This is a genomic window from Amycolatopsis pretoriensis, from assembly GCF_900107925.1.
In the GTDB taxonomy this organism is placed as follows: domain Bacteria; phylum Actinomycetota; class Actinomycetes; order Mycobacteriales; family Pseudonocardiaceae; genus Amycolatopsis; species Amycolatopsis pretoriensis.
In genome coordinates this window covers 114717-139212 of the sequence record NZ_FNUJ01000002.1, presented here as the reverse complement: position 1 = coordinate 139212, position 24496 = coordinate 114717, and the positions used below count along the sequence as shown (strand labels likewise).

Sequence of the window (24496 nt, the reverse complement as noted above, 5' to 3'; positions counted from 1 at the left end):
ACCCCGGTCGCGGTCGCCGCGGACCGCCGGGCGGTACTGGTGCGCCGGGTCCGGCGGGCACGGTGGCCTCGTCCGGCGCGCTGGCCGCCTACGTGACGGCAGAGTCCCTGCGGACGTTCTTCCGCGGATTCGCGGCAGACTTTGCTCTGCGCTTACCTTTCCGCGGTCGCGCCAAAAAAGGCCGAACGGCCTGGCGCGGCGAGCATTGCTGCTGACGCCGTGCCAGGCCGTTGGTCACTAGCGGACTAGTGGTTCATCAGTACCAGTGCGCACGCCCACCGATCCGACGGCCGGTGCCGCCCAGGATGGCCAGTGCCACGCCGGCCACCGCGAGAATGATGCCGATGGTGTAAAGCACCGGGATTCCCACGATGAACCCGATGATCAGGAGAATTACACCGAGAACAATCACTTGACACACACTCCTTCGCATGGGACCCGTCCGGCATGCCGGCCGGGCGGATGCGCTGTCACGGGGAGAATGGCCACTTTCCCGGTGCGGCAAACTGCGTCAAATGGAGCAATCTCGGATCAGTACCGGTAGTGATCGAGCTTGTACGGACCTTCGACGTCGACGCCGATGTATTCCGCCTGGGCCTTCGTCAGCTTGGTGAGTTTCACACCGAGGGCGTCGAGGTGCAGCCGGGCCACCTTCTCGTCGAGGTGCTTGGGCAGCCGGTGGACGTCGGTGGCGTACTCGCCGGGCTTGGCGAACAGCTCGATCTGCGCGATGGCCTGGTTGGTGAACGAGTTCGACATCACGAACGACGGGTGGCCGGTCGCGTTGCCGAGGTTCATCAGGCGGCCCTCGGAGAGCACGATGAGCGCGTGGCCGTCCGGGAACGTCCACTCGTGCACCTGCGGCTTGATCTCCTTCTTCACGATCCCGGGCAGCTTCGCCAGGCCGGCCATGTCGATCTCGTTGTCGAAGTGCCCGACGTTGGCGACGATCGCGTTGTGCTTCATCCGGCCCATCTGGTCCGCCGAGATGATGCCGAAGTTGCCGGTGGTGGTGATGAAGATGTCGGCCGTCCCGACGACGTCGTCCAGCTCGACCACGTCGAGCCCGTCCATCGCCGCCTGCAGCGCGCAGATCGGGTCGATCTCGGTGACCGCGACCCGGGCGCCCTGGCCGCGCAGCGCCTCGACGGCGCCCTTGCCGACGTCGCCGTAGCCGCAGACGACCACGCGCTTGCCGCCGATCATCACGTCCGTGGCGCGGTTGAGTCCGTCCACAAGGGAGTGCCGGATGCCGTACTTGTTGTCGAACTTGGACTTCGTCACGGAGTCGTTGACGTTCATCGCGGGGAAGAGCAGCTCGCCGTCCTTGGCGAGCTTGTAGAGCCGCTTGACGCCGTTGGTCGTCTCCTCGGTGACGCCGCGGATCTCCTTGGCCATGCGGGTGAACCGGTCGCCGTCGGCCGCGACGCTCGCGCGCAGCGTCTCGAGGATGATCCGGTACTCCTCGGGGTCCTCTTCGGACGGTTGCGGCACCGCGCCCGCGGCTTCGAACTCGACGCCCTTGTGGACGAGCAGGGTGGCGTCGCCGCCGTCGTCGAGGATCATGTTGGGGGCCTGGCCGCCGGGGAAGGCGAACAGCTGGTCGGTGCACCACCAGTACTCTTCGAGCGTCTCGCCCTTCCAGGCGAACACCGAGGTGCCGGCCGGTGCGTCGAGCGTGCCGCCGGGGCCGACGACGACCGCGGCGGCGGCCTCGTCCTGGGTGGAGAAGATGTTGCAGGACACCCAGCGCACCTCGGCGCCGAGCGCGACCAGAGTCTCGATGAGCACGGCGGTCTGGACGGTCATGTGCAGCGACCCGGCGATGCGGGCGCCCTTCAGCGGCTGGGTGGCGGCGTATTCGCGGCGGATCGCCATCAGGCCGGGCATCTCGTGTTCGGCGAGCCGCAGCTGGGTGCGGCCGGCGTCGGCGAGGGAAAGGTCGGCGACGGCGAAGTCGAGGCCGTTGCGGTTCTGCAGCTTGTCACTCATTCTTCGGTGCACTCCGGAGTTCGTCGGCGGGACGCTCGGGAGGCAGCACGGAAGTCCATGCGGGACAACGAAAAAGCACCTCCCTCGCGGGAGGCGCCCTTGGAGTCGTGGTGCGGGCCGAGCGTGGCGGAAGGAGTTCCGTCGCAGCGCCTCTCGGCCCGGAACCAGGATGGCAAAGCCGCCGGGAGGCTGTCAAGCGAGGGAGCAGGCCATGAGAACGTCGTCGACGTCGTGGCCGTCGACGCGGAATTCGGCCCGCAGCACGCCTTCCACGACGAACCCGCACGCCTCGTAGACGCGGCGGGCGGCGGTGTTGTGACCCAGCACGCGCAGCGTCACCTTGCGCGCCCCGCGGGCCCGGGCCTCGGCCACCGCGGCGTCGACGAGCCGCTTCGCGATGCCGAGCCGGCGCCGGTCCGGGTCGACGGCGAGCCCGCCGATCACCCGCACGTGGGCGTGGGCGGGGATGCCGAAGCCCACGTTCAGCCGGACGTAGCCGGCGACCGCGCCTTCGTGCTCGGCGACGAGGACGTCTTCGGGCCGGCAGCCCTCGTCGAAGAACGGCGTGCCGGGCGGCGGCGGGGGAGCGGGGGAGACCGTCGTCGTCCAGGTGCGTTCGTCCAGCTTCGCCAGCGCCGCTTCGTCGTCGGCGCGGGCGGGGCGGATGGTGGTCGTCACGCGAGCATCGTGGCGGAACCGCGGCCGGCGCGCGAAGGGATTAAGTGACTAGATCAGGTGCGCGCGCCGCCAAATGCCCTCGGACCGGCCGCCGATCAGTCCCGCCTCGCGCAGGAACGGCACGATCTTCTCGGCCATCCACCGCCGCGTCTCGTGGAAGTGCGGGTTGGCGAGCGCCGCGGCCCGGCCTTCGCGCGGGTCGATCCCGACGCTGCGGTAGACCCGCGCGTCGACCATGCTGTCGATCACGCCGAACGCGACCAGCGCGGTCCGCACCCGGTGCCGCTGCAGCGCCGCCTTCGACAGCTTCGGCGTCTCCCGCAGCACTTCTTCCTTGGCGAACCGGACGTGCCGGGCCTCCTCGACGACGTGGATGCGGTTGACCGAGCGGATCAGCGGCTGGATGCCGTCGTCGTCCATCATCGAGCGCTGCAGCCGGTCGGTGGTCTCCTCGGCGACGAGCACGCTGGCGAACATCGACGGCCCGGCGGCGGTCGCGCCGAACACCTTCGCGGCGCGGTGCACGACCTTCGGGACGCCGTAGCGCGGCACGCCGAGCCGGTCGGCGGTGCGGGCGAACATCACCGAGTGGCGGGTCTCGTCGCCGATCTCGGTCATCGCGTACTGCGCGTGCTCGGTGCGCGCGTCGAGGTCGAAGACGTACCGGGCGAGCAGCTGCATGAGGACGATCTCGAACCACAGGCCGACGCTCATGATGCTGGCGATCTCGTGCTTGGACAGCTCGATCCGCTGCTCGGGCGTCAGCTTCGCCCACAGGTCGGTGCCGTAGAGGGAGACGCGCTCGAGCGGCATGTAGGCCTTGCCTTCGGCGAGCGGCGCGGCCCAGTCGATGTCGACGTACGGGTCGTAGGAGTTCTTCGCGGAGCTTTTGAGCAGCCTCGCCGCGGTGACGTCCCGGTCTTGGGCCTCGACGCCCATGGGGGCCTCCGAAAGTAGGGGGTACACGCTGTACTAGCTACTTCGGGAGCGTACACCGGCTCGCCGGGCTTGAGTAGGCTTCCCGGGTGACCAAGGCCGACGGACGGGCGACCCGCTGGGCGGGCCAGCAGGAGCGACGGCGCGCGGAGTTCGTCGACGCGGCCCTGGCGGCGATCGCGGAGCACGGCCCGGACGTCTCGACCGAGCAGATCGCCGAGCGCGCCGGCGTCGCCCGGACCCGGCTGTACAAGCACTTCGCCGACGCGGCGGACCTCCAGCGGGCGATCGCCCAGCGTGCGGCGGAGCTGGTGACGGCCGAGCTCGAGCCGCTCTGGCACCCCTCGGGCTCGCCGAACGAGATGATCTCGACGGTGATCGCGACGCACCTGCGCTGGCTGACCGAGCACGTCCACCTGCACCACTACCTGGCCCGCGCGGCTCCGGGCCCGACGGACGTCCGCGGCACGATCGCCCGCCACCTGAGCGGGCTGTTCGCGGGGTACCTGACGGCGTTCGGCCGCGACCCGGCCCCGGCGGACACGATCGCGTTCGGCCTGGTCGGCTACGTCGAATCGGCGACGACCCGCTGGCTCGACCACCCGGGCGAGCTCACCCTGGAGCAGCTGACGGCCCAGCTGAGCGGCACGATCTGGGCGATGCTGGACCACACGCTGCGGGCGGTGGGAGTGGAACTGGACCCGGACCGGCCCTTGCCCTTACCGGACGCCTTGTAACCGCGGACTGTGGTGCGGCTCCACCGGTTTCCGGCGTCAGTCCTCGCCGCGGCCGGCCAATCCCAGCTGGGCGCGGAATCGCCAAGCGAGCTCGAGGCAGGCCGCCGCGTCGGGCGAGGTGCCTTCGTCTTCGCCGTAGAGCCGTACGGTGTCGGCGTCGAAGGGCAGACCCTGGCGGTTGCGGCCGGTGAGCAGCAGACCTTCGTCGTTCCGCTCGACCATGGCCGCGAAGACCGAGTCGAAGACATCCGCGTCGATCAGGCACACGGTGAGCAGTTCGGGCTTCCACGGCAGCGGATCGATGCCGAAGCCGAGCACCTTGATCTTGAGCTTGCCGGACCTCTTCGCCTGGTTCAGCTCGGCATAGGGCGACTCGTTCTCGTAGTCGATCCACCGGCCGCCCTGGCCGAACGCCTCTTCGGTGCCGAGGAACTCTTCCGCGTACTCGCGCATGATGTTCTTCCAGAGGTCGCGATCGTTCGCCAGCGCTTCCCGCGTCCGGTCGGACGGCGTGAACTCGCCGGACGGGAGGGCGCTGAGCATCCTGGAGTTGTTCACCACCTTCCGGGCGTCACGATCAAGCAGGAAGAACCCGGCCCGATCACCCTCGACCCGCAAGGTCAAGGTGTTGATGCCGAGGGGGACCACCCGGTTCGCGAACGAGAACGGGTCGGCGAGCCGCCGCCGGTAGGTTCGGCGGCCGTCGGCGCGGCGACGGGATCGTTTCCGGCTGACCGCTTCGAAGGCCAGCACCTCGCTCGTGTCCAAGTACTCGAAGTAGGACGACTCGGTGAAGGTCATGCGCTTGCCGCCGGCGTCGAGCCGGGCGTCCAGCAGCCGGTAGACCGTGCCGTCGAAGAGGTCACGCAGTCCGGCCACCTCGCGCAGCGCCGAGCTGTACGTGCCTTGCCGGCCGAGCTTGGCGGCGGGTAGGGCCTTCGAGGGAGCGGCCGGCCCTGGCCGGTCGGCCCAGGCCAGCTCGATCTCGTCCAGGTCGTAGGGCGCTTCCGGAACCCAGCCCGGCTGGGCCAGCAGTGACGTTCCCGGCAGCCGCCAGTGTCCGGGGCAGTCGTCCAGCACCCGTTGCCGCAGGTCCGGCGCTTCCCGGCGGATGGACTCGTGCAGATCGCGGAACTTCTGCTCGTGGCCGGCCTTCCGCGCGTTCCGGATGCTGATCGCCGCGGTGGTGACGCCGAGCGCGCCGAGGATCGGTCCGCCGGTCACCACCCATTCCGCCAGGCTCATGCGCCGTCTCCTCGTGAGGTCCCGTCGGACAAGTCGTCCGCCCGGTGGACCGCCGTTACGGCGAGCCGAGCGTCAGTCCTCCCGCGGGAACTCCGCGCGCACCCCCAGCAGCCGCACCGGGCGGGTCAGCTCGAACATCGCCAGCACCTCCTGGGCCGCGCGGTCGAGCTCTGCCGCGTCCGATGTCGGCTCGGGCAGGGTGATGCTGTGCGTGTGGGTCAGGAACGGCACGAACCGGACCTTCACCGCGACCCGCGCTGCCGGGCGGCCTTCGTCCAGGACGTCCTGCGCCACGCGCTTGGCCAGCGTCGACACCTCCGCCGCCATCTCCGCGGGGTCGGTGAGGTCGCGCTGGAACGTCGTCTCGCGGCTGCGGGAGCGGGCCACGTACGGCGTCGCGCTCACCTCGGCGTCGCTGATCCCGCCGCCGAGCAGGCGCAGCCACGGACCGGTCTTCGGGCCGAACCGCGCCGCCAGCTCGGCCGGGTCGGCGCCGGCCAGGTCCAGGACCGTGGTGATGCCCAGCTCGGCGAGCTTCTTCGCCGTCTTGCCGCCGATGCCCCACAGCGCGTCGGTCGGGCGCGCGGCCATGACGTCCCACCAGTTCGCCCGCGTCAGCCGGTAGATCCCGCCCGGCTTGCCGAACCCGGTGGCGAGCTTGGCCCGCAGCTTGTTGTCGCCGATCCCGACCGCGCACGACAGCCCGGTCTCACGCGCCACGGCGTCCTTGATCGCCGCCGCCAGCGCCTCCGGGTCGTCGGTCTCCGCCCCGACGAACGCCTCGTCCCAGCCCAGCACCTCCACCGCGACCGGGAACTCCCGCACGGCGGCGAAGACGTGTTCGGACACCTCGAGGTAGGCCGGCGGGTCGCTGGGCAGGAAGACGGCGCCGGGGCAGCGTTTGGCGGCGATCCGCAGCGGCATGCCGGACTGGATCCCGAACTCGCGGGCCTCGTACGACGCCGTCGCGACGACGGCGCGTTCGGTGGGGTCGCCGTTGCCGCCGACGACCACGGGCTTCCCGCGCAGCTCCGGCCGGCGGGCGATCTCGACCGCGGCGATGAACTGGTCGAGGTCGACGTGCAGGACCCACTTCACGCCGCCCAGTGTTGCCTCAGAGGCGGTGGCGCGCCACGTGGGTCCAGACGGTGCCGCTCAGGGCGAGGATCCCGCAGAGCGTCACGCCGGGGTCGGGCAGGATCAGCCCGAGCACCAGCAGCGTGACGGCGATGACGTCGACGGCGATCAGGAGGGCGCTGCGCAGCGCGCGCGACTTCGGGCGCCTGCCCTCGCGCAAGGCGGTGGCCAGGTCGGGGTCGCTGAGCTCGAGGGTGCGCTCGATCTTCTCGAGCTCGGTGCGATCGTGGTGACTGAGCATCGGGGTACTCCTTCGGCGCCGAACCCGCCGTGTCGCCGTAGCGAATACCCAATCGTCCTCCCGGCGAACCGCCAATCGCCTTCTCATTTTGTGCTTTTTGCTGCTCCGACCGGGTGATCCGCTCTCTGTGACCGCCTCGGAACACGTTAAGTTCGCCTGGCACGAGGCCGGTCAGGCCGGCTTCGCGCCGGTCGTGGCCGGTCCGGACCTTCAAGCAGCGGAGGACTCCATGACCCTGCCCACCGAACCGATCGGCAGCATCCCGCGTCCCGAGTACCTGATCGACGGGCTCGGTGCCTTCGCGGCCGGACGGATCGACGCCGCCGCGCTCGCCGAGCTGGAGAGCCGGGCGCTGACCGACACGATCCGCCGGTTCGAGGAGACCGGCTCACCGGTCGTGTCCGACGGCGAGCAGGGCAAGCCGAGCTTCGCGACCTACCCGCTGGCCGGACTGGCCGCGCTGGCGCCGGACGGCGTCGTCATCCCGTTCGCCGACGGCCACACCCGCCGGTTGCCGCGGCTGACCGCGGGCCCGTTCCGCTACGCGACGCACGCGGACGCGTACCTGACGCGCGCGAAGGCCCTCACCGGCACGCCGGTCAAGCAGGCCGTGATCGCCGCTTCGGCGCTCTCGCTCGTCTACCCGGCCGACGGCATCGACGGGTACTCGCGGGAGCAGTTCGTCGCGGATCTGGTCGACGAGGCCGAAGCGGACATCCGGCGCAGCCTCGACGCCGGCGCCCACAGCGTCCAGATCGACTTCACCGAGGGGCGGCTGTCGCTGAAGCTCGACCCGTCCGGCGGGCTGCTGCGGCAGTTCGTCGACCTGAACAACGCCGTGCTGGACCGCTTCACCGCGGAAGAGCGCGCGAAGATCGGCGTCCACACCTGCCCGGGCGGCGACCAGGACTCGGTGCACAGCCTCGACGTCGACTACGCGGGCCTGCTGCCGACCCTCTTCGAGCTGAAGGCGGGCAGCTTCTACGTGCAGCTGGCGAGCGAGGCCGAGCCGGAGCGCGCGCTGCAGGTGATCGCCGACCACCTGGGGGCGGACCAGCGGGTGTTCGTCGGCGTGATCGACCCGATCGACCCGCGGGTGGAGACGCCGGAGGAGGTCCGCGACCGCGTGCTCGCGGCGGCGAAGTACCTGCCCGCCGAGCGGCTCGGCACGTGCGACGACTGCGGGTTCTCGCCGTTCGCGGACGACACGTCGACGTCCCGCGACATCGCGTTCGCCAAGATCAAGGCGCGGGTCGAAGGCACGGCGCTGGCGGCCGGGCAGCTGTGACGGGCCGGGCCCGCTTCGGCGGGCCCCTCAGGCCGTCTCGGCGGCGACCTTGAGCCCGAGCGCGACGAGCACGCTGCCGAGCACGGCGTCGAGGCCCCGGCGGACCCGCCCGTCGCTGAAGAACCGCTTGAGCGCGCCGACGACGAGCGCGAGGGCGGCGAACCAGGCGACGGTGCCGGCGGTGGCGATGGCGGCGAGTTCGAGGGTCTGCAGGGTGGAGCCGTCGGCGGGCAGGAACTGGGGGAGCAGGGCGAGGAAGTAGACGGCGACCTTGGGGTTGAGCAGGTTGGTGAAGAGGCCCTGCCGGAAGGCGGCACCGGCCTCGAGGCTGCCGGCGGCCTTGGCGTCGCCGAGGTCCCCGTAGTCCCCGCGCCGCACGGCGAGCCAGGCTTTGACGCCGAGGAAGACGAGATAGCCGGCGCCGACGAGCTTCACCACGCTGAAGGCGACGGCGGAGGCGGTCAGGACGGCGGCCACACCGAAGGCGATGGCGACGACCCAGGCGAAGACACCGAGGGCGACCCCGGCCCCGGCGGCAACCCCGGCGCGCCGGCCACCGGCGAGGGAGGACCGGGTGACGACGACGAAGTCCGGCCCGGGCGACATCGCGCCGAGGATCACGACCAGCAGGAACGAAGCGGCGGTGGCACCGGGGATCATGGCCCGAGGATACGACTCGGGCACCAGCGGTTTTCCGCCGTGAGGCACCGGACACGCGCGTCCGGGAAGAACCCGCGAGCCGTCCGTGTTCGATCAAGTGACGTGCGACCCGACCGGCGGTGTCCGATGTGCACCTTGGGTAGGGTCGGCCGAGTGGGTGATTCCAGGGGAGAGAGCATGACGGCTGAGGTGCGGACGCGGGTGCGGATCCCGCTGCGGCTGCACGGCGGCATCGAGGTCGACGCCGAAGCCGTCACCTTCCGGAACCTCGCCGATGGTGGTGAGCACCTCGCCTTCGTGCTCGGTACGCCCGGTGACGTGCCGCTCGTGCGGCCGCACTCGGAATGCCTCACCGGGGACGTTTTCGGGTCCGCTCGGTGCGACTGCGGTCCGCAGCTGGCCGAGGCCGTCGGCCGGATCTCCGCCGCCGGGGGTTACCTGCTCTACCTGCGCCAGGAAGGCCGGGGGATCGGCCTCTACAACAAGCTCGACGCCTACGCCCTGCAGGACGAAGGCCTCGACACCTACGCCGCCAACGCCGCGCTCGGCCTGCCCGAAGACGCCCGCGACTACACCGTCGCCGCGCAGATGCTCGAAGCGCTCGGGGTCGCCGAAGTGAACCTGCTGTCGAACAACCCGGACAAGGCCGCGCAGCTCGAAGCCGCCGGGATCGCCGTGCGCGAACGCGTGCCCACCGGGGTCTTCGCCACCGACAACAACGTCCGCTACCTGCGCGCGAAGGCCGAACTGACCGGGCACACCCTGCCCGGGCTGGCCAGCTAACTGAGCCGTTGGGCCGCCGCGGCCGCCGGGCTCGTGGTCAGCTTCTCCAGCAGTCCGATGAGGACCGTCTGCTCCGACGGCGTCAGCGACGCCGCCCACGCCCGCTCGCGCGCGTTGTGCGCCTGGTAGGCGTCGGTCACCGTGCCACGCCCCGCCTCGGTCAGCGCCAGCTGGACGGCCCGGCGATCGCGCGGAACCTGGGTGCGCGTCACGAGCCCGTCCCGCTCCAGGGTCTTGACCAGCGCCGACACCGCCGCGCGGCTCATCCCGGCCAGGCGCGCCGCGTGGCGGGACTCGAGCGGGCCGGCCAGCCACAGCACGAACAGCACCCGGAACCCGCCCCAGCTCAGGCCGCGCGGGCGGTGCACCGTCGACTCCCAGTCGTAGACCAGCGCGCCCGCCAGCCGGTGCAGCGTCAGGCCGAGGCGCATCGCGACGGGGTCGGTGTCCGGCAGCTCCGCCTTCGTCTTCCCGATCGCGTAGTCGACGAACGAAAGGTAGTCGAGGTCTTCGGCCGGTCGGTCGGTCATGCGGCCAGGTTAGGCGACGAGGGGTTCCGCGCGGCGGCCCGGCGGGTTAGCCTGGCGCGGCCGGTAGTCAAACCTTTGATCAAAGGAGCGCTCGCCGTGACGAAGAAAGCGTTCGCCTCTTCGGCCGACCTGGCGGAGAAAGCGCAGACCCTCGAAGTCCTGGACGACGGCGTCTACGCGCTGACCGCGGAGGGCGACCCCAACATCGGTGCCATCGAAGGCGAGGACTTCCTCGTCTGCTTCGAAGCGCTCGCCACGCCGGTCGCGGCGGGCGAGTGGCTCGCGAAACTCCGCGAGCACACCGACAAACCCGTGCGCTACCTGGTGCTGAGCCACTACCACGCGGTGCGCGTGCTCGGCGCCTCGGCGTTCGACGCCGAAGTGATCGTCGCGCACGAGAACACCCGCGCCCTCGTCGCCGAGCGCGGCAAGGAGGACTGGGAAAGCGAGTTCGGCCGGATGCCGCGACTGGCCAAGGGCGCGGACTCGGTGCCCGGCCTGACCTGGCCGACGCTGACCTTCTCCGACCGGCTGACGATCGACCTCGGCGGCGACCGCGGCGACCTCGTCCTGCAGTACTGCGGCCGCGGCCACACCGAAGGCGACATCGTGGCCTGGCTGCCGCGGCAGCGGATCCTCTACGCCGGCGACCTCGTCGAAGCCGAAGCCGCGCTCTACACCGGCGACGCGTTCCACCGCGACTGGGCGTCGTCCACTTTGGACCGGGTGGCCGCGTTCGACGCCGAGTCGCTGATCGGCGGCCGCGGCGGGGTGAGCCGCGGCCGCGAAGCCGTCGACGCCGCCATCGCGCAGACCCGGCACTTCCTGGACACGATGATCCGCGAGGTCGGCGCGGTCCGCGAGGCCGGCGGCACGCTCAAGGAAGCCTTCGAGCGCACGCACGCGGCCCTGAACGACCAGTACGGCCACTGGCCGATCTTCGAGCACTGCCTGCCCTTCGACGTCTCCCGGCTGTGGGACGAGCTCGGCGGCGTCGAACGGCCGGTGGTGTGGACGGCCGAACGCGACCGCGAAGTCTGGGACCAGCTCCAAGGATGAGGGTCGCCGTCCTGGGCAGCGGCCCGGTCGGCCAGACGGCCGCGCTGCTGCTGGCGCGCTGGGGTGTACCGGTCGTGCTCGTCGACGAGCACGAGGTGCGCGATCCCGTGGGGTCCAAGGCCATCTGCCAGCAACGGGACACTTTGGATGTCTGGGCGTCGCTCGGCGCGGGCTGCCTCGCCGAGGAGGGCCTGACGTGGACGACCGCGCGGACGTTCCACCGCGCCGCCGAGCTGTTCTCGCTGAAGCTGCCCGACGGCGGGTCGGCGCTGCCGCCGTTCGTGAACCTGTCGCAGTCCCGCGTCGAGGAGGCCCTGGACGAGCTGATCGAGCGGCAGCCGCTGATCGACGTCCGCCGCGGCCACCGCGTCCGCGGCCTGACCCAGCCCGGCCGGGTGGTCGTCGAGTGCGAGACGGCGGACGGACCGCGCCGGATCGAGGCCGACTACGCGATCGCCTGCGCGGGCGCGCGCGGCGACACCGTGCGCCGGGCGCTCGGGCAGCACCTCGACGGCGTGTCGTTCCGGGACCTGTTCCTGATCTGCGACATCCGCGCCGACCTCCCGGGCTGGGCGGCCGAGCGCCGGTTCTACTTCGACCCGCCGTGGAACCCGGGCCGCCAGGTGCTCATCCACCCGTGCCCGGGCTCGCGGTTCCGCATCGACTGGCAGGTGCCCGAGGACTACGACCTCGCGGCGGAGGAGTCGGGCGGGGCGATGGAGGCGCGGATCCGCGCGATCATCGGCTCGGCGCCGTACGAGGTGCTCTGGCGCTCGGTGTACCGCTTCCACACGCGGCTGGTGCCGCGGATGCGGGTCGGCCGGGTGCTGCTGGCCGGGGACTGCGCGCACCTCGTCGCGCCGTTCGGGGCGCGGGGCCTCAACTCCGGCGTCGCCGACGCGGAGAACGCGGCCTGGAAGCTGGCCGCCGTGCTGCGCGGCGACGCGGGGGAGGAGCTGCTGGAGAGCTACCACACCGAGCGGCACGCGGCGGCGGTGGAGAACGCGGCCGTCACGACGGCCACGATGGACTTCCTGGTGCCCCAGGACGAAGAGCAGCACCGCCGCCGGCTGGACGTCCTCACGCGCGCGGCGCACGACCCGGCCGCGTGCGAGCAGGTCGACTCGGGCCGGCTGGCGGAACCGTTCTGGTACGTCGATTCGCCGTTGACCACGCCCGATCCGACGCGGCCGTTCGCCGGACGGCCGCCGCGCGGGGCGGTCCCGCCGCCGGGACCCGGTGTGCTGCTGCCGGACGTCACCGTCCCGAGTGGACGGTTGCGCGATCTGGCCCGGCAGGGGTTCCTGCTCCTGACCACCCCGGGCGTGCGGGCCGAGGGGCTGCGGTCGGCGCGGATCCCGGTGGGCGGAGCGCTCGGTGCGCGTCCGGGCGAAGCCTGGCTGGTCCGCCCGGACGCGTACGTCGCCGAGGTGTTACGGGTAGGCGACCAGCGGGCTCACCTGGTGCGCGGTGTTCGCGGCGTCACCCGAGTCGTTGATGACGTGCGCGATCGTGCCGACGCCACCGAGTGACACCGAAACGAGGTTGTGGAACCGGACCCCGCCGTTGTTCGGCACCTCGAACGAATGACTGGCCACAATGGACGGGTTGGTGTTGAAGAAGCAGTAGCTGCCCAGGCCCCAGCCTTCGTGGCTGGTCACCGAGTCGGCCACCTTGTACGCCGCCCAGCCCTGCCGGCCGCCGCCGCTGGACCAGGACCCCTGGTCCGGCGGGTCGTACGGCATCTCGTTCTGGAAGAAGTACGTCCGCCCGCCGTTGCCGTTCCAGAGCACTTCGTACTGCTGGTAGTGCTCGACGAACAGGCCGTACATCGTCACGTTGGCGCCGTTGACGACCAGGCCGTTGGCCGCGGTGTTGACGTTCCAGCCGACGCCGTTCGAATGGTCGCCGCGCCACAGCCACATGTGGTCGCCGATGACGTTGTTCGAGTTGACCACCAGCGTCTGCGTGGCCTTCCCGACGGCCGCGCCGCCGATCCGGAAGAACACGTCGTGCAGCGACGTCGGGTCGGCCGCGTGGTTCGCGTTCGACCCCGGCTGGCCGACCTGCACGAGCACCGGTGAGTTGACCGCGCCCGCGTCGATCAGCAGCCCGGCGATCTTCACGCCGTCCACATCGGACGTCGTGATCGCCGCGGTGCCGTTGGTCGGCTGCAGCGTCGCCAGGCCGAGGCCGAGCACCACGGTGTCCGGCCGCGTGACGTTCAGCGCTTGGTCGAGATGGTACACACCCGGCGTCACCAGCAGGTTCTTGCCCGCCGCCAGGGCGGCGTTGAGCGTCGCGGCCGAGTCGGACGGGTGCGCCACGTAGAACTCGCTCAGCGAGATCGACTGCCCGGCCGGGGCGCCGTGGCCCCAGCTGGTGCCCGAGGAGTTCTGCCGCAGCGCCGGCACGAACACGTTGTAGCTGCCCGAACCGTCGACGTAGAGGAACGGCTTCTCGCGGATCACCGGCGTCTGGCCGACGACCGTCTCCGGCGGGTTCGGGAACGACGCCGGCGGGGTGCCGGTCGACCCGACGAACACCATGTTCCAGACGCCGCCCTGCCAGCCGCCCAGCTCACTGTTGCGGGTCAGGAACTGCTGCTGCGACCCGGAAACGGCGACGCCGTCGATCTTGCTGTCGGCGATCAGGCCGCCGCTGGCCCAGCCGTCGCCGCCGTTCCACAGCTGGATCTGGCTGCCCTTGAGGTGCATCCGGCGGTAGGGCGCGGCCTGCGCGACGGCCCAGCGCTCGACCTGGCCGGCCGGCAGCGTCACCGACAGGTTCTCGGCCGATCGCCAGAAGTTCTGCGTCGCGTTGCCCTTGTTGTTCGGGTTGTCACCCTGCTGCAGCCAGTCCGCTTCGACGCGGACGTGGCCGTTGAGGTTGACGTCGTCCGGGGAGAGGCCCAGCCCCGCGACCTGCTCGTAGAACCCGAGGTTGACGTCGGCGTTGTAATTGCCCGGCTTGAACAGCACGGCGTAGCGCTCGTTGCCGAACTGGTTGGTGTGCTGCTGGTTCGCGATCTGCGTCAGCCGGTTCTGGATGGTCGCGGCCGGGGTCGACGGGTCGAAGACCGACACGTTCGGCCCGAGGTCCGGGTTGCGCGGGTCGGTCGGCGGGATGGTCGTCCCGCCGCCGGTGCCGTGCACGGCGACTTCCCAGAGGGAGTAGCCGTAGCCGGTCGCCCGCTGGGTGCCGTAGACCCGCAGGTAGCGCGCGGTCCCGGTGAGCGGCACGGTCTGCGTGCCGCCGGCCCCGGTGGTCGTCGAGTACGCGGTCGTCCAGGTGTTCGCGTCCGAGGACAGCTGCACGGAGAACGCTTTCGCGTACGCGGCTTCCCAGGTGAGCGCCACGTCGCAGAGCTGCTGCGCGGAACCCAGGTCGACCTGCAGCCACTGCGGGTCGCTGAACGCGCTGGACCAGCGCGTCCCGGTGTTGCCGTCGACCGCGGCGGACGCGGGCGTCCCGCCGTTCTCGGTCGAGGACGCGGTCGCGGGGTGGCCCTGCGCGAGGTTCGCCGTGCCGCACGCGGCGGCCTGCGCCGGCGCGGAGCCGACCACCGCCGCGGTGGTGACCGCGGTGACGAAGGTGGTCGCGATGACGAGGAGACGGTGAACGGGGGAGAACGTCGTTGATCTCATCGGCCTGCCTGCTGATCGGGGGAGTACGTGCGAAACGAGCCGGGCGAGCCCCACAGCTCGCGCCGGCGTCGGGTGGTGCGGCGGGTCCGCGTCCGGGCACCCGCCCGGCGCCGTGAGCCGGAGGAGCGGTACCGGGTGGTGCGAGGAGCGCGAACCAGTCAGCCCGAAGGGTGCGTGTCGCGGCGGAACTGCCCCGGTGGCGGTCACGGAACCGGTTCCGTCGGTGAGATCGCAGTTAACAGCGCCGGGTTCGGCGGAGTCAAGGCTCCGGCGCGGATTCTCCTCGCCCGGACCAGTGCCCGGCGTGGTCCACGACCATCCGGCGCAGGGAAGTTGACATTTTACGGCTCTTTATTTATATCCTGAAGTAAGAGCGTGCCGACGGCCGGGACCCACACCCGCGCCGGCGACCACGTGAGCCGATCCGCGCCGGGGCAAGGCCGCTCCGGCGCCGGTTCGCCGTGGAGGTGCCCATGCAACGCCGCACGCCGAGGATTCTCGCCGTCCTCGCCCTGACCTTGGCCGCCCTGCTCACCGCACCGGTGGCGCAAGCCGCGCCCGTCCTGCTCTCCCAAGGCCGCCCGGTGACGGCGTCCTCGACCGAGTCCGCCGCCTTCCCGGCGTCCGCCGCCGTCGACGGCGACCCCGGCACCCGCTGGTCCAGCGGGTTCAGCGACCCGCAGTACCTGCAGGTCGACCTCGGCTCCACCCAGCAGCTCTCGCAGGTCGTGCTGAACTGGGAAGCCGCCTACGCCAAGGCGTTCACGGTCCAGGCCTCCGCCGACGGCGCCACCTGGAGCACCCTCTACTCGACCACCACCGCGACCGGCGGCACCCAGACCCTGAACGTCACCGGAAGCGGCCGGTACGTCCGGCTGACCGGTACCCAGCGGGCCACGCAGTACGGCTATTCGCTGTGGGAGTTCCAGGTCTACGGCGGGGGCGGCACGACCCAGCCCGGTGACGTCCTGCTCTCCTACGGCAAGTCCGGCCAGGCGTCCTCCTACCAGGACGACGGCGCGTGCCCCGGCTGCCTCCCGGCCAAGGCGTTCGACCACGACCCGGCCACGCGCTGGGCGACCAGCGCGACCACCGGCTGGGTCGACCCGGGCTGGATCACCGTCGACCTCGGCGCGCCCGCGGCGATCCACCAGGTCGTCCTGCAGTGGGACCCGGCCTACGCCGTCGCCTACCAGCTGCAGGTGTCGAACGACAACGCGAACTGGACGACGCTCTACTCGACCACCACGGGCAAGGGCTTCAAGGAGACGCTGACCGTCAACGGTTCCGGCCGGTACGTCCGGATGTACGGCACCGCCCGCTCCAACGGCTACGGCTACTCGCTGTGGGGCTTCGACGTCTACGGCACCGGCGGCAACCCGACGCAGCCGCCGCCCGCCCCGCCGGCCCCGCACTTCCCGGGCACGCTGGTCTGGAGCGACGAGTTCAACGGCGCCGCGGGGGCCGGCCCGGACGCGAGCAAGTGGACCGCCGAGACCGGTCCGGGTGTCAACAACGAGCTCGAGTACTACACGAACAACAACAACGCGAAGCAGGACGGCCGCGGCAACCTCGTCATCCAGGTCCGCCGTGAAGCCACCCCGGGCAGCGCGTGCCCGGTCGACCCGATCAGCGGCAGCGGCACCTGCCAGTACACCTCCGGCCGGATCAACACCGCGGGCAAGTTCAGCTTCACCTACGGCCACGTCGAGGCGAACATCAAGGTGTCCGGCACGCAGGGGCTGTGGCCCGCCTTCTGGTTGCTGGGCGCCAACTTCTTCAGCGGCACGCCGTGGCCGAACTGCGGCGAGATCGACATCATGGAGCACGTCGGCAAGTCGCCGAACCTCGCCTACTCGACCATCCACGCGCCCGCGTACAACGGCGCCGGCGGCATCGGTGCGCCCCTCGACCTCGGCCAGGACGTCTCGGCCGGCTTCCACAAGTTCGGTCTCGACTGGGACGCGAACCACATGACATTTTACGTCGACGGGAACGCGTTCGAGACGATCAACCGCGCGACGGTCGAGAGCACGCGCGGGCCGTGGGTCTACGACCACCCGTTCTTCCTGATCCTCAACAACGCCATCGGCGGCGACTTCCCCGGCCCGCCGGGAGCGGGGACCGTGCTCCCGCAGGACATGGTGATCGACTACGTGCGGGTCTACCAGTGAGGCGGCTCGCCCTCGGCGCGGTGGTCGCGGTGGGCCTGCTCACCGTGCCGCTGTTCACCGCCCAGGCGGCCCCGGCGCTGCTCTCGCAGGGGCACGCCGTGACCGCGTCGTCCACCGAGAACGCCGCCTTCCCGGCGTCGGCCGCGGTGGACGGCGACCCGGGCACCCGGTGGTCGAGCCTGGCGGCCGACCCGCAGACGCTGCAGGTCGACCTCGGCGCGTCGCACACGATCGACCAGGTCGTGCTGCAGTGGGAAGCGGCCTACGCCAAGGCGTTCACGCTCCAGGCGTCGGCCGACGGCAGCCAATGGTCCACCGTGTACTCGACGACGACGGGCACCGGCGGCACGCAGACGCTGCCGGTGTCCGGCACCGGCCGGTACGTCCGCCTGACGACGACCCAGCGCGCGACCCAGTGGGGCGTGTCGCTCTGGGAGTTCCAGGTCTTCGGCGACGGCACCGCGCAGGCGTGCGGCAGCGCGAACGCGGCACTGCGGCAACCGTCTTCGGCTTCCAGTGTCCAGTCCGACGCCTTCCCGGCTTCGGCGGCGTTCGACGGCGACGGCGGCACGCGCTGGTCGAGCTTGGCCGCGGATCCGCAGTGGATCCAAGTCGATCTGGGCAGTTCGCGTCCGGTGTGCGGCGTCGATCTGACGTGGGAAGCCGCGTATGCCAGCGCGTACACGATCCAGCTGTCCACCAACGGCTCGTCGTGGACGACGGCGGCCACGGCCACCGGCGCGGGCGGCACCGAGCACCCGGCGGTGTCCGGCACGGCTCGTTATGTCCGGCTGAACGCCACGGCCCGGGCGACGCAGTGGGGTGTCTCGCTGTGGGAGTTCGCGGTGCACACGAGTGACAGCGCCCCGCCGACGACCACGCCCACCAACCCGGGTGGCTGCCCGTGGGTGGGGTCCACCGCGCCGGTCGCCGACCGCGTCAACCAGCTCATGGCGGCGATGACCGCGCAGCAGAAGATCAAGGTGCTGCACGGCAACGGCGCGACCGGGCCGTACATCGGCAACACCGACGCCGTGCCGGAGCTGTGCATCCCGGCGCTCGGCCTGCAGGACGGCCCGGCCGGGGTCGGCGACGGCCTCGACGGCGTCACGCAGTTCCCGGCGCCGGTGTCGGCGGCGGCGACCTGGGACACCGGGCTGCTGAACCGGTACGGCAGTGCGATGGGTGCGGAGTTCGCGGGCAAGGGCGCCGACGTCGTCCTCGGCCCGACGATCAACCTGGTCCGCGACCCGCGCTGGGGTCGCAACTTCGAGACCTACGCCGAGGACCCGTACCTCGCCGGGGCGGCCGGGACCGCGACGATCCAGGGCATCCAGAGCCAGGGCGTGATGGCGCAGGCCAAGCACGCGGCCGCGTACAACGTCGAGGCCGGGGCGTCGCGCGGGACGCCGTCGGACAACGTCATCATCGACGACCGGACCCTGCACGAGCTGTACCTGCCGGCGTTCCAGCAGGTCGCGAGCCAGGGTCAGGTCGCGTCGATGATGTGCGCCTACAACCAGATCAACGGCGTCCCGGCGTGCCAGAACAGCGGCGTGCTCACCACGGCGATCAAGCAGGACGCCAACTGGGGCGGGTTCGTCGGCTCCGACTGGGGTTCGGCGACCGGCGGTCCGCGCCAGCTGGCCAACGGCGGGCTCGACATGGAGATGCCCGGCGGCGCGTTCTTCGGCCAAGGCCTGCTCGACGCCGTCTCGCGCGGCGAGGTCACGCAGGCCCGCGTCGACGACATGGTCCGGCGGGTGCTGACGCAGATGTTCAAGTTCGGCGTGTTCGACCGGGCCCGGCGGGGAAATCCGCAGTCGGTCGTGACGAACGCGGCGAACGTCGCCACGGCTCGGGACGTCGCCGCGGCCGGGTCGGTGCTGCTCAAGAACACCGGCGTCCTGCCGCTCACCGCGTCGACGAAGTCGATCGCGTTGTCCGGCGGCGACGGCATCGACCCGCAGAACATCGGCGGCGGCAGCGCCAAGGTCAACCCGTCGCCGGCGTCGGTGAACCCGATCAACGGCATCAAGGCGCGGGCCGGGACCGGCGTCACCGTGTCCTATGTGGACGGCGCCGGGGAGCACGTCCAGACGCCGAACATCGCGGGGGCGGTCGCGCAGGCGCGCACGGCCGACGTCGCGATCGTGTTCGCCAGCTACGGCGAGTCCGAAACCCAGGACCTCGACACGATCGACCTGCAGCACCAGCAGAACGACCTCATCGATGCCGTCGCCTCGGCCAACCCGCGCACGATCGTCGTGCTCAACACCGGGTCGGCCGTGACCATGCCGTGGCTGGGCAAGGTCGCCGGGGTGATCGAGGGCTGGTACCCGGGCCAGGAGAACGGCAACGCGCTCGCGTCGCTGCTCTACGGGGACGTCAACCCGTCGGGCAAGCTGCCGGTCAGCTTCCCGAAGCAGATCGCCGACCTGCCCACGGCGAACGTCCAGCAGTTCCCGGGCGCCAACGACCGGATCGAGTACTCCGAGGGCCTCAACGTCGGGTACCGGTGGTACGACAGCCGGAACATCGAGCCGCTGTTCCCGTTCGGCTTCGGCCTGTCGTACACGACGTTCGGGTTCTCGAACCTGGTCGTCACGCCTTCCGGCACGAACGGCACGGCCACCGTGACGGCGACGGTGACCAACACCGGCACCCGCGCGGGCGCCGACGTCGTCCAGCTCTACGTCGGTCAGCCCGGCGGGAACGGCGAGCCGCCCAAACAACTGAAGGGGTTCAAGAAGGTGCAGCTCAACCCGGGACAGAGCCAGCAGGTGTCGTTCCCGCTCACGCCGCGGGACCTCGCGCACTGGACCGGGTCGTGGACGACCAACGCGGGCCAGTACCGCGTCTACCTCGGGGATTCCTCGCGCAACGTCCCGTTGTCGGCGGCGTTGACCGTCACCTGAGTCGATTCGCGGATCACCAGGGACGTCGGGACGATCAGCGGCTCGTCCGGCCGGGGTGCCCCACCCAGCCGGGCGAGCAGCTGCCGAGCCGCCGTCTCGCCCATCTCCCGCAGGGGCTGGCGGATCGTCGTCAGCGCGGGCTGCGTGTGCGCGGCCAGGGGGATGTCGTCGAAGCCCACCACGGCGACGTCCGCCGGCACCACGCGCCCGGACTTCCGGAGTCCGGCCAGCACCCCGGCCGCCGTGAGGTCGTTGTGCGCGAAGACCGCGTCGAACTCCGGGCCGGTGGCGAGGAGCTGGAGGATCGCGGCCTCGCCGCTTTCGCTCGTGAAATCGCCTTCGATGATCAGGCGCGAATCGAGCGTCAACCCGGCTTCGCGCACGATGTCGTTGAACCCGTTGAGGCGATCGGTGGTGCAGCCGAAGTCTCGCGGCCCGGTCACGGTCGCGAACCGCGTGCGGCCGGTGTCGAGCAGGTGCCGGGCCGCGGCCGCGCCGCCCTGCCGGTTGTCCGTGCCCACCGACGGGAACGCGGGCCGCCGCCCGCGGTCGTCGATCACCACCACCGGCAGCCCGGAGTCGTGCAGCACGCGCAGGTGCCGCACCGCGTCCGGCGGTTCGACGAGCAGCAGCCCGTCGAACGCCTTCGCCGACACCTGCCGGGAGAACTCTTCGAGGGATTCGGTGCCGCGGTTGGCCGTGGACAGCAGCAGGCCGTAGCCCTTGGCCTCCACGACGTCGGCGACGCCCTGCAGCACCTCGCCCATCCACGGCCAGGTCAGCCCGGGCACCAGCATCCCGACCGTGCGGGTCACGCCGCGCGCCAGCCCGACCGCGCCGGCGCTCGGGATGTACCCGGTCGCCGCGATCACCTCGCGCACCCGGATCGCGGTCGCCGCGTCCACATCGGCCTTGTTGTTGAGCACCCTCGACACGGTCGTCTTGCTCACCCGCGCCCGGCGGGCGACCTCGGCGATCGTGACGCGCATCCGTCCTCCCGGGGGCCCTGTGCTGCCAAGGTACTCGCCCTCGGGGCCACCGCGAGCGGTGCGAGATCGATCAAGTCCGGACGGAAATCCGCGAAAGGCTCGCGTCGCCGGCCCGCCAGTGCGTCCGGACGGCCACATACCGGGCCTGGCCCGACTTCGCGGTCGCGTAGGTGACGCCGTCGACGCTGAGTTCGACGGTCGCCGCGGGCGCGCGACCGTGGGTCCAGGCCAGTTCGACCGCGGAAACCGCCGTCACGGCCCCGAGATCGACCACCATCCGGCCGTCCGGACCCGGCCGCCACGCCGTCGCCGGGTCGTCGTCGACGGCCGCGGCGGGACTGGACATGCCCGGCGGCAGGGGCTCGGCGGGGAAGGTGGTCCGGCCGAGCGCGCGGTCGGCGAGCGGGTACGGGCGGACGTCGCCGAAGACGACCGGCACGGTCCGGCGCGGCGGCAGCAGCACCGTCCGCGCGCGACCGCCGGCCGGGGTCACCGTGACGAGCAGGGGCAGCAGCCCGGCCGGCGCGGTGAGGTCGACGCGGCTCGCGTCGCGGACGACCGCTTTCACCCCGGCCGGGGCCTTCAGCGTGAACCGCGGGGGTTCGATGCGGCCCTCCGCCGCGGCCAGCGCGAAGGAAAACTGCGTGCCGGTCCGGGTGACGGTCTGCTCGCCGCGGTAGAGCCGGTTTCCCGGGAGGGGCACGGTGCCGCTCGCTGCCGCGCCGGCGAGGTTGAGCAGGACCAGGAAGCCGTCGGTCACGGTGGCCTCGACCGCGGCGGCGCTCGTGGTGACCCGGCCGCTCGCCTGCGCGGGCCCGGGGCGCAGCTCGGCGACGAAGGGGGCGGGCGGCCCGTCGGAGAGCGTGACGTGGTCGCCGGTGACGGTGAGCGGATTCGGGCCGGTGACGGTGATCCCGGCACGGCCGTCGATGTCGAGGCGGCCCTTCGTGCTGCTGAGCGCGGGTGTCGGGTAGCCGGCGACCGGCGTCCAGGTCACGCCGTCCGGTGAGGTTTCGACGCGGTACTTGCGCCCGGCGGCGGCCTCCCAGCTCAGCCGGACGCGGTCGATCGCCTGCGGCGCGCCGAGGTCGACGGCGAGCCAGCTGTCCGCGCGCGGCCGGTCCGATGTGGACACTGCCCAGCGCGTGGTGGCGTCGCCGTCGTTGGCGTACTTGGCCTCCTTGCCCGCGCTCGCCGAGGACGCCGACGCGGTGCCGGTGCGCGCGAGGTCCGGGCCGTCGCCGTCGCGGATCTCGAAGGCCCAGAGCGAATAGCCGTACTGCGGATCCGGCTGGATGCCGAGCATCCGGACGTGCCGGGCGGTGACCGGGGCGAACGTCAGGTCGTCGGTCCGGGCGCCGGCGGTCGGCGCTTTGCTGGTCACGGTGCCTTCGGCGACGGTGTAGGTGCGATCGCCGTCGAGACCCGGGACGCCCGGCATGGCGAGGTTGTGGACGTTCAGGACGCCTTCGCCTTCGGCGACGCCGGTGCTGGCGTACACGGCGGCGCCGGTCGGCAGGGTGGCGAAAGCGGCGTACCCGGTGTCGAAGCGGAGGACGCCGACGGTGCCGTCGAAGCCGTCGCGGACTCGTGCGTAGGTGGTGGCGTGGCGTTCCTTGACGGCGATGTTCGTGGCCGGCAGGAGCATCGGGTTCGCGCCGCCGAGGACGAAGAGCCAGTCGTCGTGGTGCGGCTGCCAGGCGAACTTGACGAAGCCGGGCTTGGTGACGGTCGCCGCCCAGGCGGTGGGGGAGCGGTGGGCGAGCAGCCCCGGCCCGGCCCCGAAGTCGGCGGCCCCGGCGGCGTGGGCGTCGAACTCCTGCTTGTTCACGGGGTTGACCGGACCTCGCTGGGCCCGCCATTCGTGGAGCAGGTAGCTGATGGCGAGTTCGGCGCGGGCTTCGGGCTCGTACTTGGGTTCGCCGGAGAACTTGGTGATCCGGTCGGCGGGCGCGTAGGCCTGGTAGGGCTCGAGCCGCGCGGCCAGCTGGGCTTCGGCGTAGGCGGCGTGGCGGTCGCCGAGGACCTGGGCGCGGAAGGCGAGCGGGATGACGTCCCGGCCGTAGAGGTGTTCGCGGTCGGCGATCATCGGCATCAGCGGCTCGCCGGCGTCGCTGGTCATGAGGAGCATGGTGCGCCAGAGGAGTTCGCCGTTCGGCTGCGCGGTGAGGACCTCGGGCAGCGGCGTGCCGGCGGCGAGGAAGTGCATCGCGTTGCGGCCGGAGGTGCGCCAGAGCTCTTCCTGGTAGTGCGGGCCGAAGGAGCCGTGGTTTTCGACGAGGAAGGTGTCGTAGAGGTTGGTGGCGGTGTTGGCGTTGACGGGGTGGCCGTCGACGAGCCGCGGGTTGGCGAGGTCGGCGGCGGGGAGGCCACCTTCGTTGCGGCTCCAGGTGCCGAAGGCTTCCCGCCAGTCTTTCGCCCGGGCGTCTCCCGGCGCCCAGGCGAGCGCGGGGGCGAGTGATTGGGCGTAGACGCCCATCTCTTCCAGTTTGGTGTCGCCTTGGAAGCCGCCCTTGAGCCCGTTGGGCGTCCAGCTGCCGGAGGTCGGATCGTCGTTCGTGCCGAGGGCGGTGGTGTAGGCGGCTTGCTCGGTGGTGATGCGTTCGACGTTCTGTTTCGTGGCGTCGTCGAGGTCTGTCCACAACAGACGGGCGGCGAGCACGAAGTAGGACTGGAAGGTGGTGTCGAAGAACAGCTTCCGGCCCCATTCAGTGCCGCCGGTGAGCAGGTTCGACGCGGCGAAGTGCTTGATGGTGGCGAGGGTGTGGGCTTTGAGCTGGTCTTTTTCGACGCCGGCGACGGCGGCGTCGTAGCCGTCCCGGGTCAGGAGGAGGGCGTTTCCGAGGACGACGGCGAAGGTGAAGTCCTTGGCGGGGTAGATCCCGGCTTTCGCGTCGAATTGCTGTTCGGCCCAGCGGGTGTGCCGGAGCAGGACGCGCAGGTAGGTGGCGGCGACGGGATCGGGTGGGCCACTGAGGGTCTTCTCGGCGGCGGCGGCCGCCGTGCCGGGCAGCAGCCCCGAGGCGAGGAGGGCCGCGACGCCGCCCGCGCTCAGGAGGGCGGTACGTCGGTTCAACTCAGCCATGGTCCGGTTCTCCGCTCGATGACAACCTTGTCAACGCGGATTCTGTGCCGCGTCGCGGCGGCGGGGCAAGCCCGGCGACGGATCCCGTCCGGTTTCGGACAAGGCCGGGGTAATTCGTATAACGACCTATACCGGGGCGCTGCGGGGCGCTTGCCGGACACCGGCTGAGCGGGGCTGCGCTTCGAACCGGCCTGGTCTGCTCCGACGCACCTCGGCCGGCTCGACCCGGCCCCGCTCGTGCCAACCGGTCTTGCTCGATCCGGCCCGGTCCCGCTCGTGCCAACCGGTCTTGCTCGATCCGGCCCGGTCCCGCTCGTGCCAACCGGTCTTGCTCGATCCGGCCCGGTCCCGCTCGTGCCAACCGGTCTTGCTCGAGCCGGCCCGGTCCCGCTCGTGC

The 24496-nt window shown here is 71.4% G+C and carries 19 protein-coding genes and 1 riboswitch; of the genes, 7 read left to right on the top strand and 12 right to left on the bottom strand.

The annotated features are described in order from the left end of the window. Positions 1-256: 256 nt before the first annotated feature. From BLV96_RS07480 to BLV96_RS07465, 4 genes are all read right to left on the bottom strand, one after another. Positions 257-412, bottom strand: coding sequence for a hypothetical protein (locus BLV96_RS07480; protein ID WP_086678182.1), 156 nt, complete (start codon positions 410-412; stop codon positions 257-259). A gap of 119 nt (positions 413-531) precedes the next feature. Then, a complete protein-coding gene (gene ahcY, locus BLV96_RS07475) occupies positions 532-1992 on the bottom strand; it encodes an adenosylhomocysteinase (protein ID WP_086678183.1) in 1461 nt (486 codons plus the stop codon). Positions 1993-2076: 84 nt separating this feature from the next. Continuing rightward, positions 2077-2153: riboswitch (S-adenosyl-L-homocysteine riboswitch) on the bottom strand. Positions 2154-2184: 31 nt separating this feature from the next. Continuing rightward, positions 2185-2670 (bottom strand): GNAT family N-acetyltransferase, encoded by a 486-nt coding sequence (locus BLV96_RS07470; protein ID WP_086678184.1) that lies wholly within the window; start codon positions 2668-2670, stop codon positions 2185-2187. Between the two features lie 48 nt (positions 2671-2718). Further along, entirely contained in the window at positions 2719-3609 is an 891-nt protein-coding gene (locus BLV96_RS07465; protein WP_091388917.1) for an AurF N-oxygenase family protein, read from the bottom strand. Between the two features lie 86 nt (positions 3610-3695). Between BLV96_RS07465 and BLV96_RS07460 the strand changes: the two genes are divergently transcribed. After that, positions 3696-4343 (top strand): TetR/AcrR family transcriptional regulator, encoded by a 648-nt coding sequence (locus tag BLV96_RS07460; RefSeq protein WP_086684469.1) that lies wholly within the window; start codon positions 3696-3698, stop codon positions 4341-4343. A 36-nt stretch (positions 4344-4379) separates the two neighbouring features. Here BLV96_RS07460 and BLV96_RS07455 read toward each other — a convergent pair whose 3' ends face one another. The 3 genes from BLV96_RS07455 to BLV96_RS07445 form a co-directional block, all read right to left on the bottom strand. Next, complete coding sequence (locus BLV96_RS07455; RefSeq protein ID WP_086684466.1) at positions 4380-5588, bottom strand: hypothetical protein; 1209 nt, start codon at positions 5586-5588, stop codon at positions 4380-4382. A 72-nt stretch (positions 5589-5660) separates the two neighbouring features. Further along, positions 5661-6686, bottom strand: a complete 1026-nt coding sequence (locus tag BLV96_RS07450; protein WP_086684464.1) for a DNA polymerase IV — start codon at positions 6684-6686, stop codon at positions 5661-5663. Between the two features lie 16 nt (positions 6687-6702). Continuing rightward, the gene (locus BLV96_RS07445) at positions 6703-6966 is read right to left on the bottom strand and encodes a DUF3040 domain-containing protein (RefSeq protein WP_086684461.1); all 264 of its coding nucleotides are present in this window, start codon (positions 6964-6966) and stop codon (positions 6703-6705) included. A 229-nt stretch (positions 6967-7195) separates the two neighbouring features. Here BLV96_RS07445 and BLV96_RS07440 point away from each other — a divergent pair, with 229 nt between their 5' ends. Continuing rightward, positions 7196-8254 carry a cobalamin-independent methionine synthase II family protein gene (locus BLV96_RS07440; protein ID WP_086684475.1) on the top strand — a complete coding sequence of 353 codons (1059 nt, stop codon included), beginning with the start codon at positions 7196-7198 and terminating at the stop codon, positions 8252-8254. Positions 8255-8281: 27 nt separating this feature from the next. Here the strand turns inward: BLV96_RS07440 and BLV96_RS07435 are convergent, their stop codons facing one another. Then, positions 8282-8914: a LysE family translocator gene (locus BLV96_RS07435; RefSeq protein ID WP_086684458.1), complete on the bottom strand. Its 633-nt coding sequence runs from the start codon at positions 8912-8914 to the stop codon at positions 8282-8284. 177 nt (positions 8915-9091) lie between these two features. Between BLV96_RS07435 and BLV96_RS07430 the strand changes: the two genes are divergently transcribed. Further along, on the top strand, positions 9092-9697 hold the full coding sequence (locus BLV96_RS07430) for a GTP cyclohydrolase II (protein WP_086684454.1): 606 nt from the start codon (positions 9092-9094) through the stop codon (positions 9695-9697). Here the strand turns inward: BLV96_RS07430 and BLV96_RS07425 are convergent. Continuing rightward, entirely contained in the window at positions 9694-10227 is a 534-nt protein-coding gene (locus tag BLV96_RS07425; protein WP_086684451.1) for a MarR family winged helix-turn-helix transcriptional regulator, read from the bottom strand. The genes BLV96_RS07430 and BLV96_RS07425 overlap by 4 nt on opposite strands. Positions 10228-10323: 96 nt before the next feature. Between BLV96_RS07425 and BLV96_RS07420 the strand changes: the two genes are divergently transcribed. Together BLV96_RS07420 and BLV96_RS07415 are read left to right on the top strand one after the other, a co-directional pair. Then, on the top strand, positions 10324-11286 hold the full coding sequence (locus BLV96_RS07420; protein WP_086684447.1) for an MBL fold metallo-hydrolase: 963 nt from the start codon (positions 10324-10326) through the stop codon (positions 11284-11286). Further along, entirely contained in the window at positions 11283-12818 is a 1536-nt protein-coding gene (locus BLV96_RS07415) for an FAD-dependent monooxygenase (protein WP_091388914.1), read from the top strand. The genes BLV96_RS07420 and BLV96_RS07415 overlap by 4 nt, the downstream gene beginning before the upstream one ends. On the opposite strand, the gene BLV96_RS07410 is transcribed toward BLV96_RS07415, so the two are convergent. Beyond that, positions 12720-14933 (bottom strand): discoidin domain-containing protein, encoded by a 2214-nt coding sequence (locus tag BLV96_RS07410; protein WP_086683241.1) that lies wholly within the window; start codon positions 14931-14933, stop codon positions 12720-12722. The two genes, BLV96_RS07415 and BLV96_RS07410, sit on opposite strands and share 99 nt — an antisense overlap. Before the next feature lie 473 nt (positions 14934-15406). Here BLV96_RS07410 and BLV96_RS07405 point away from each other — a divergent pair, with 473 nt between their 5' ends. Continuing rightward, positions 15407-17107, top strand: coding sequence for a discoidin domain-containing protein (locus BLV96_RS07405; RefSeq protein WP_086683239.1), 1701 nt, complete (start codon positions 15407-15409; stop codon positions 17105-17107). Further along, the gene (locus BLV96_RS07400; protein ID WP_086683237.1) at positions 17104-20025 is read left to right on the top strand and encodes a glycoside hydrolase family 3 C-terminal domain-containing protein; all 2922 of its coding nucleotides are present in this window, start codon (positions 17104-17106) and stop codon (positions 20023-20025) included. The genes BLV96_RS07405 and BLV96_RS07400 overlap by 4 nt, the downstream gene beginning before the upstream one ends. Here the strand turns inward: BLV96_RS07400 and BLV96_RS07395 are convergent. Continuing rightward, the gene (locus tag BLV96_RS07395) at positions 19968-21014 is read right to left on the bottom strand and encodes a LacI family DNA-binding transcriptional regulator (RefSeq protein WP_086683235.1); all 1047 of its coding nucleotides are present in this window, start codon (positions 21012-21014) and stop codon (positions 19968-19970) included. The genes BLV96_RS07400 and BLV96_RS07395 overlap by 58 nt on opposite strands. 70 nt (positions 21015-21084) lie before the next feature. Next, on the bottom strand, positions 21085-24099 hold the full coding sequence (locus BLV96_RS07390) for a discoidin domain-containing protein (RefSeq protein WP_091388911.1): 3015 nt from the start codon (positions 24097-24099) through the stop codon (positions 21085-21087). Positions 24100-24496: the final 397 nt, after the last annotated feature.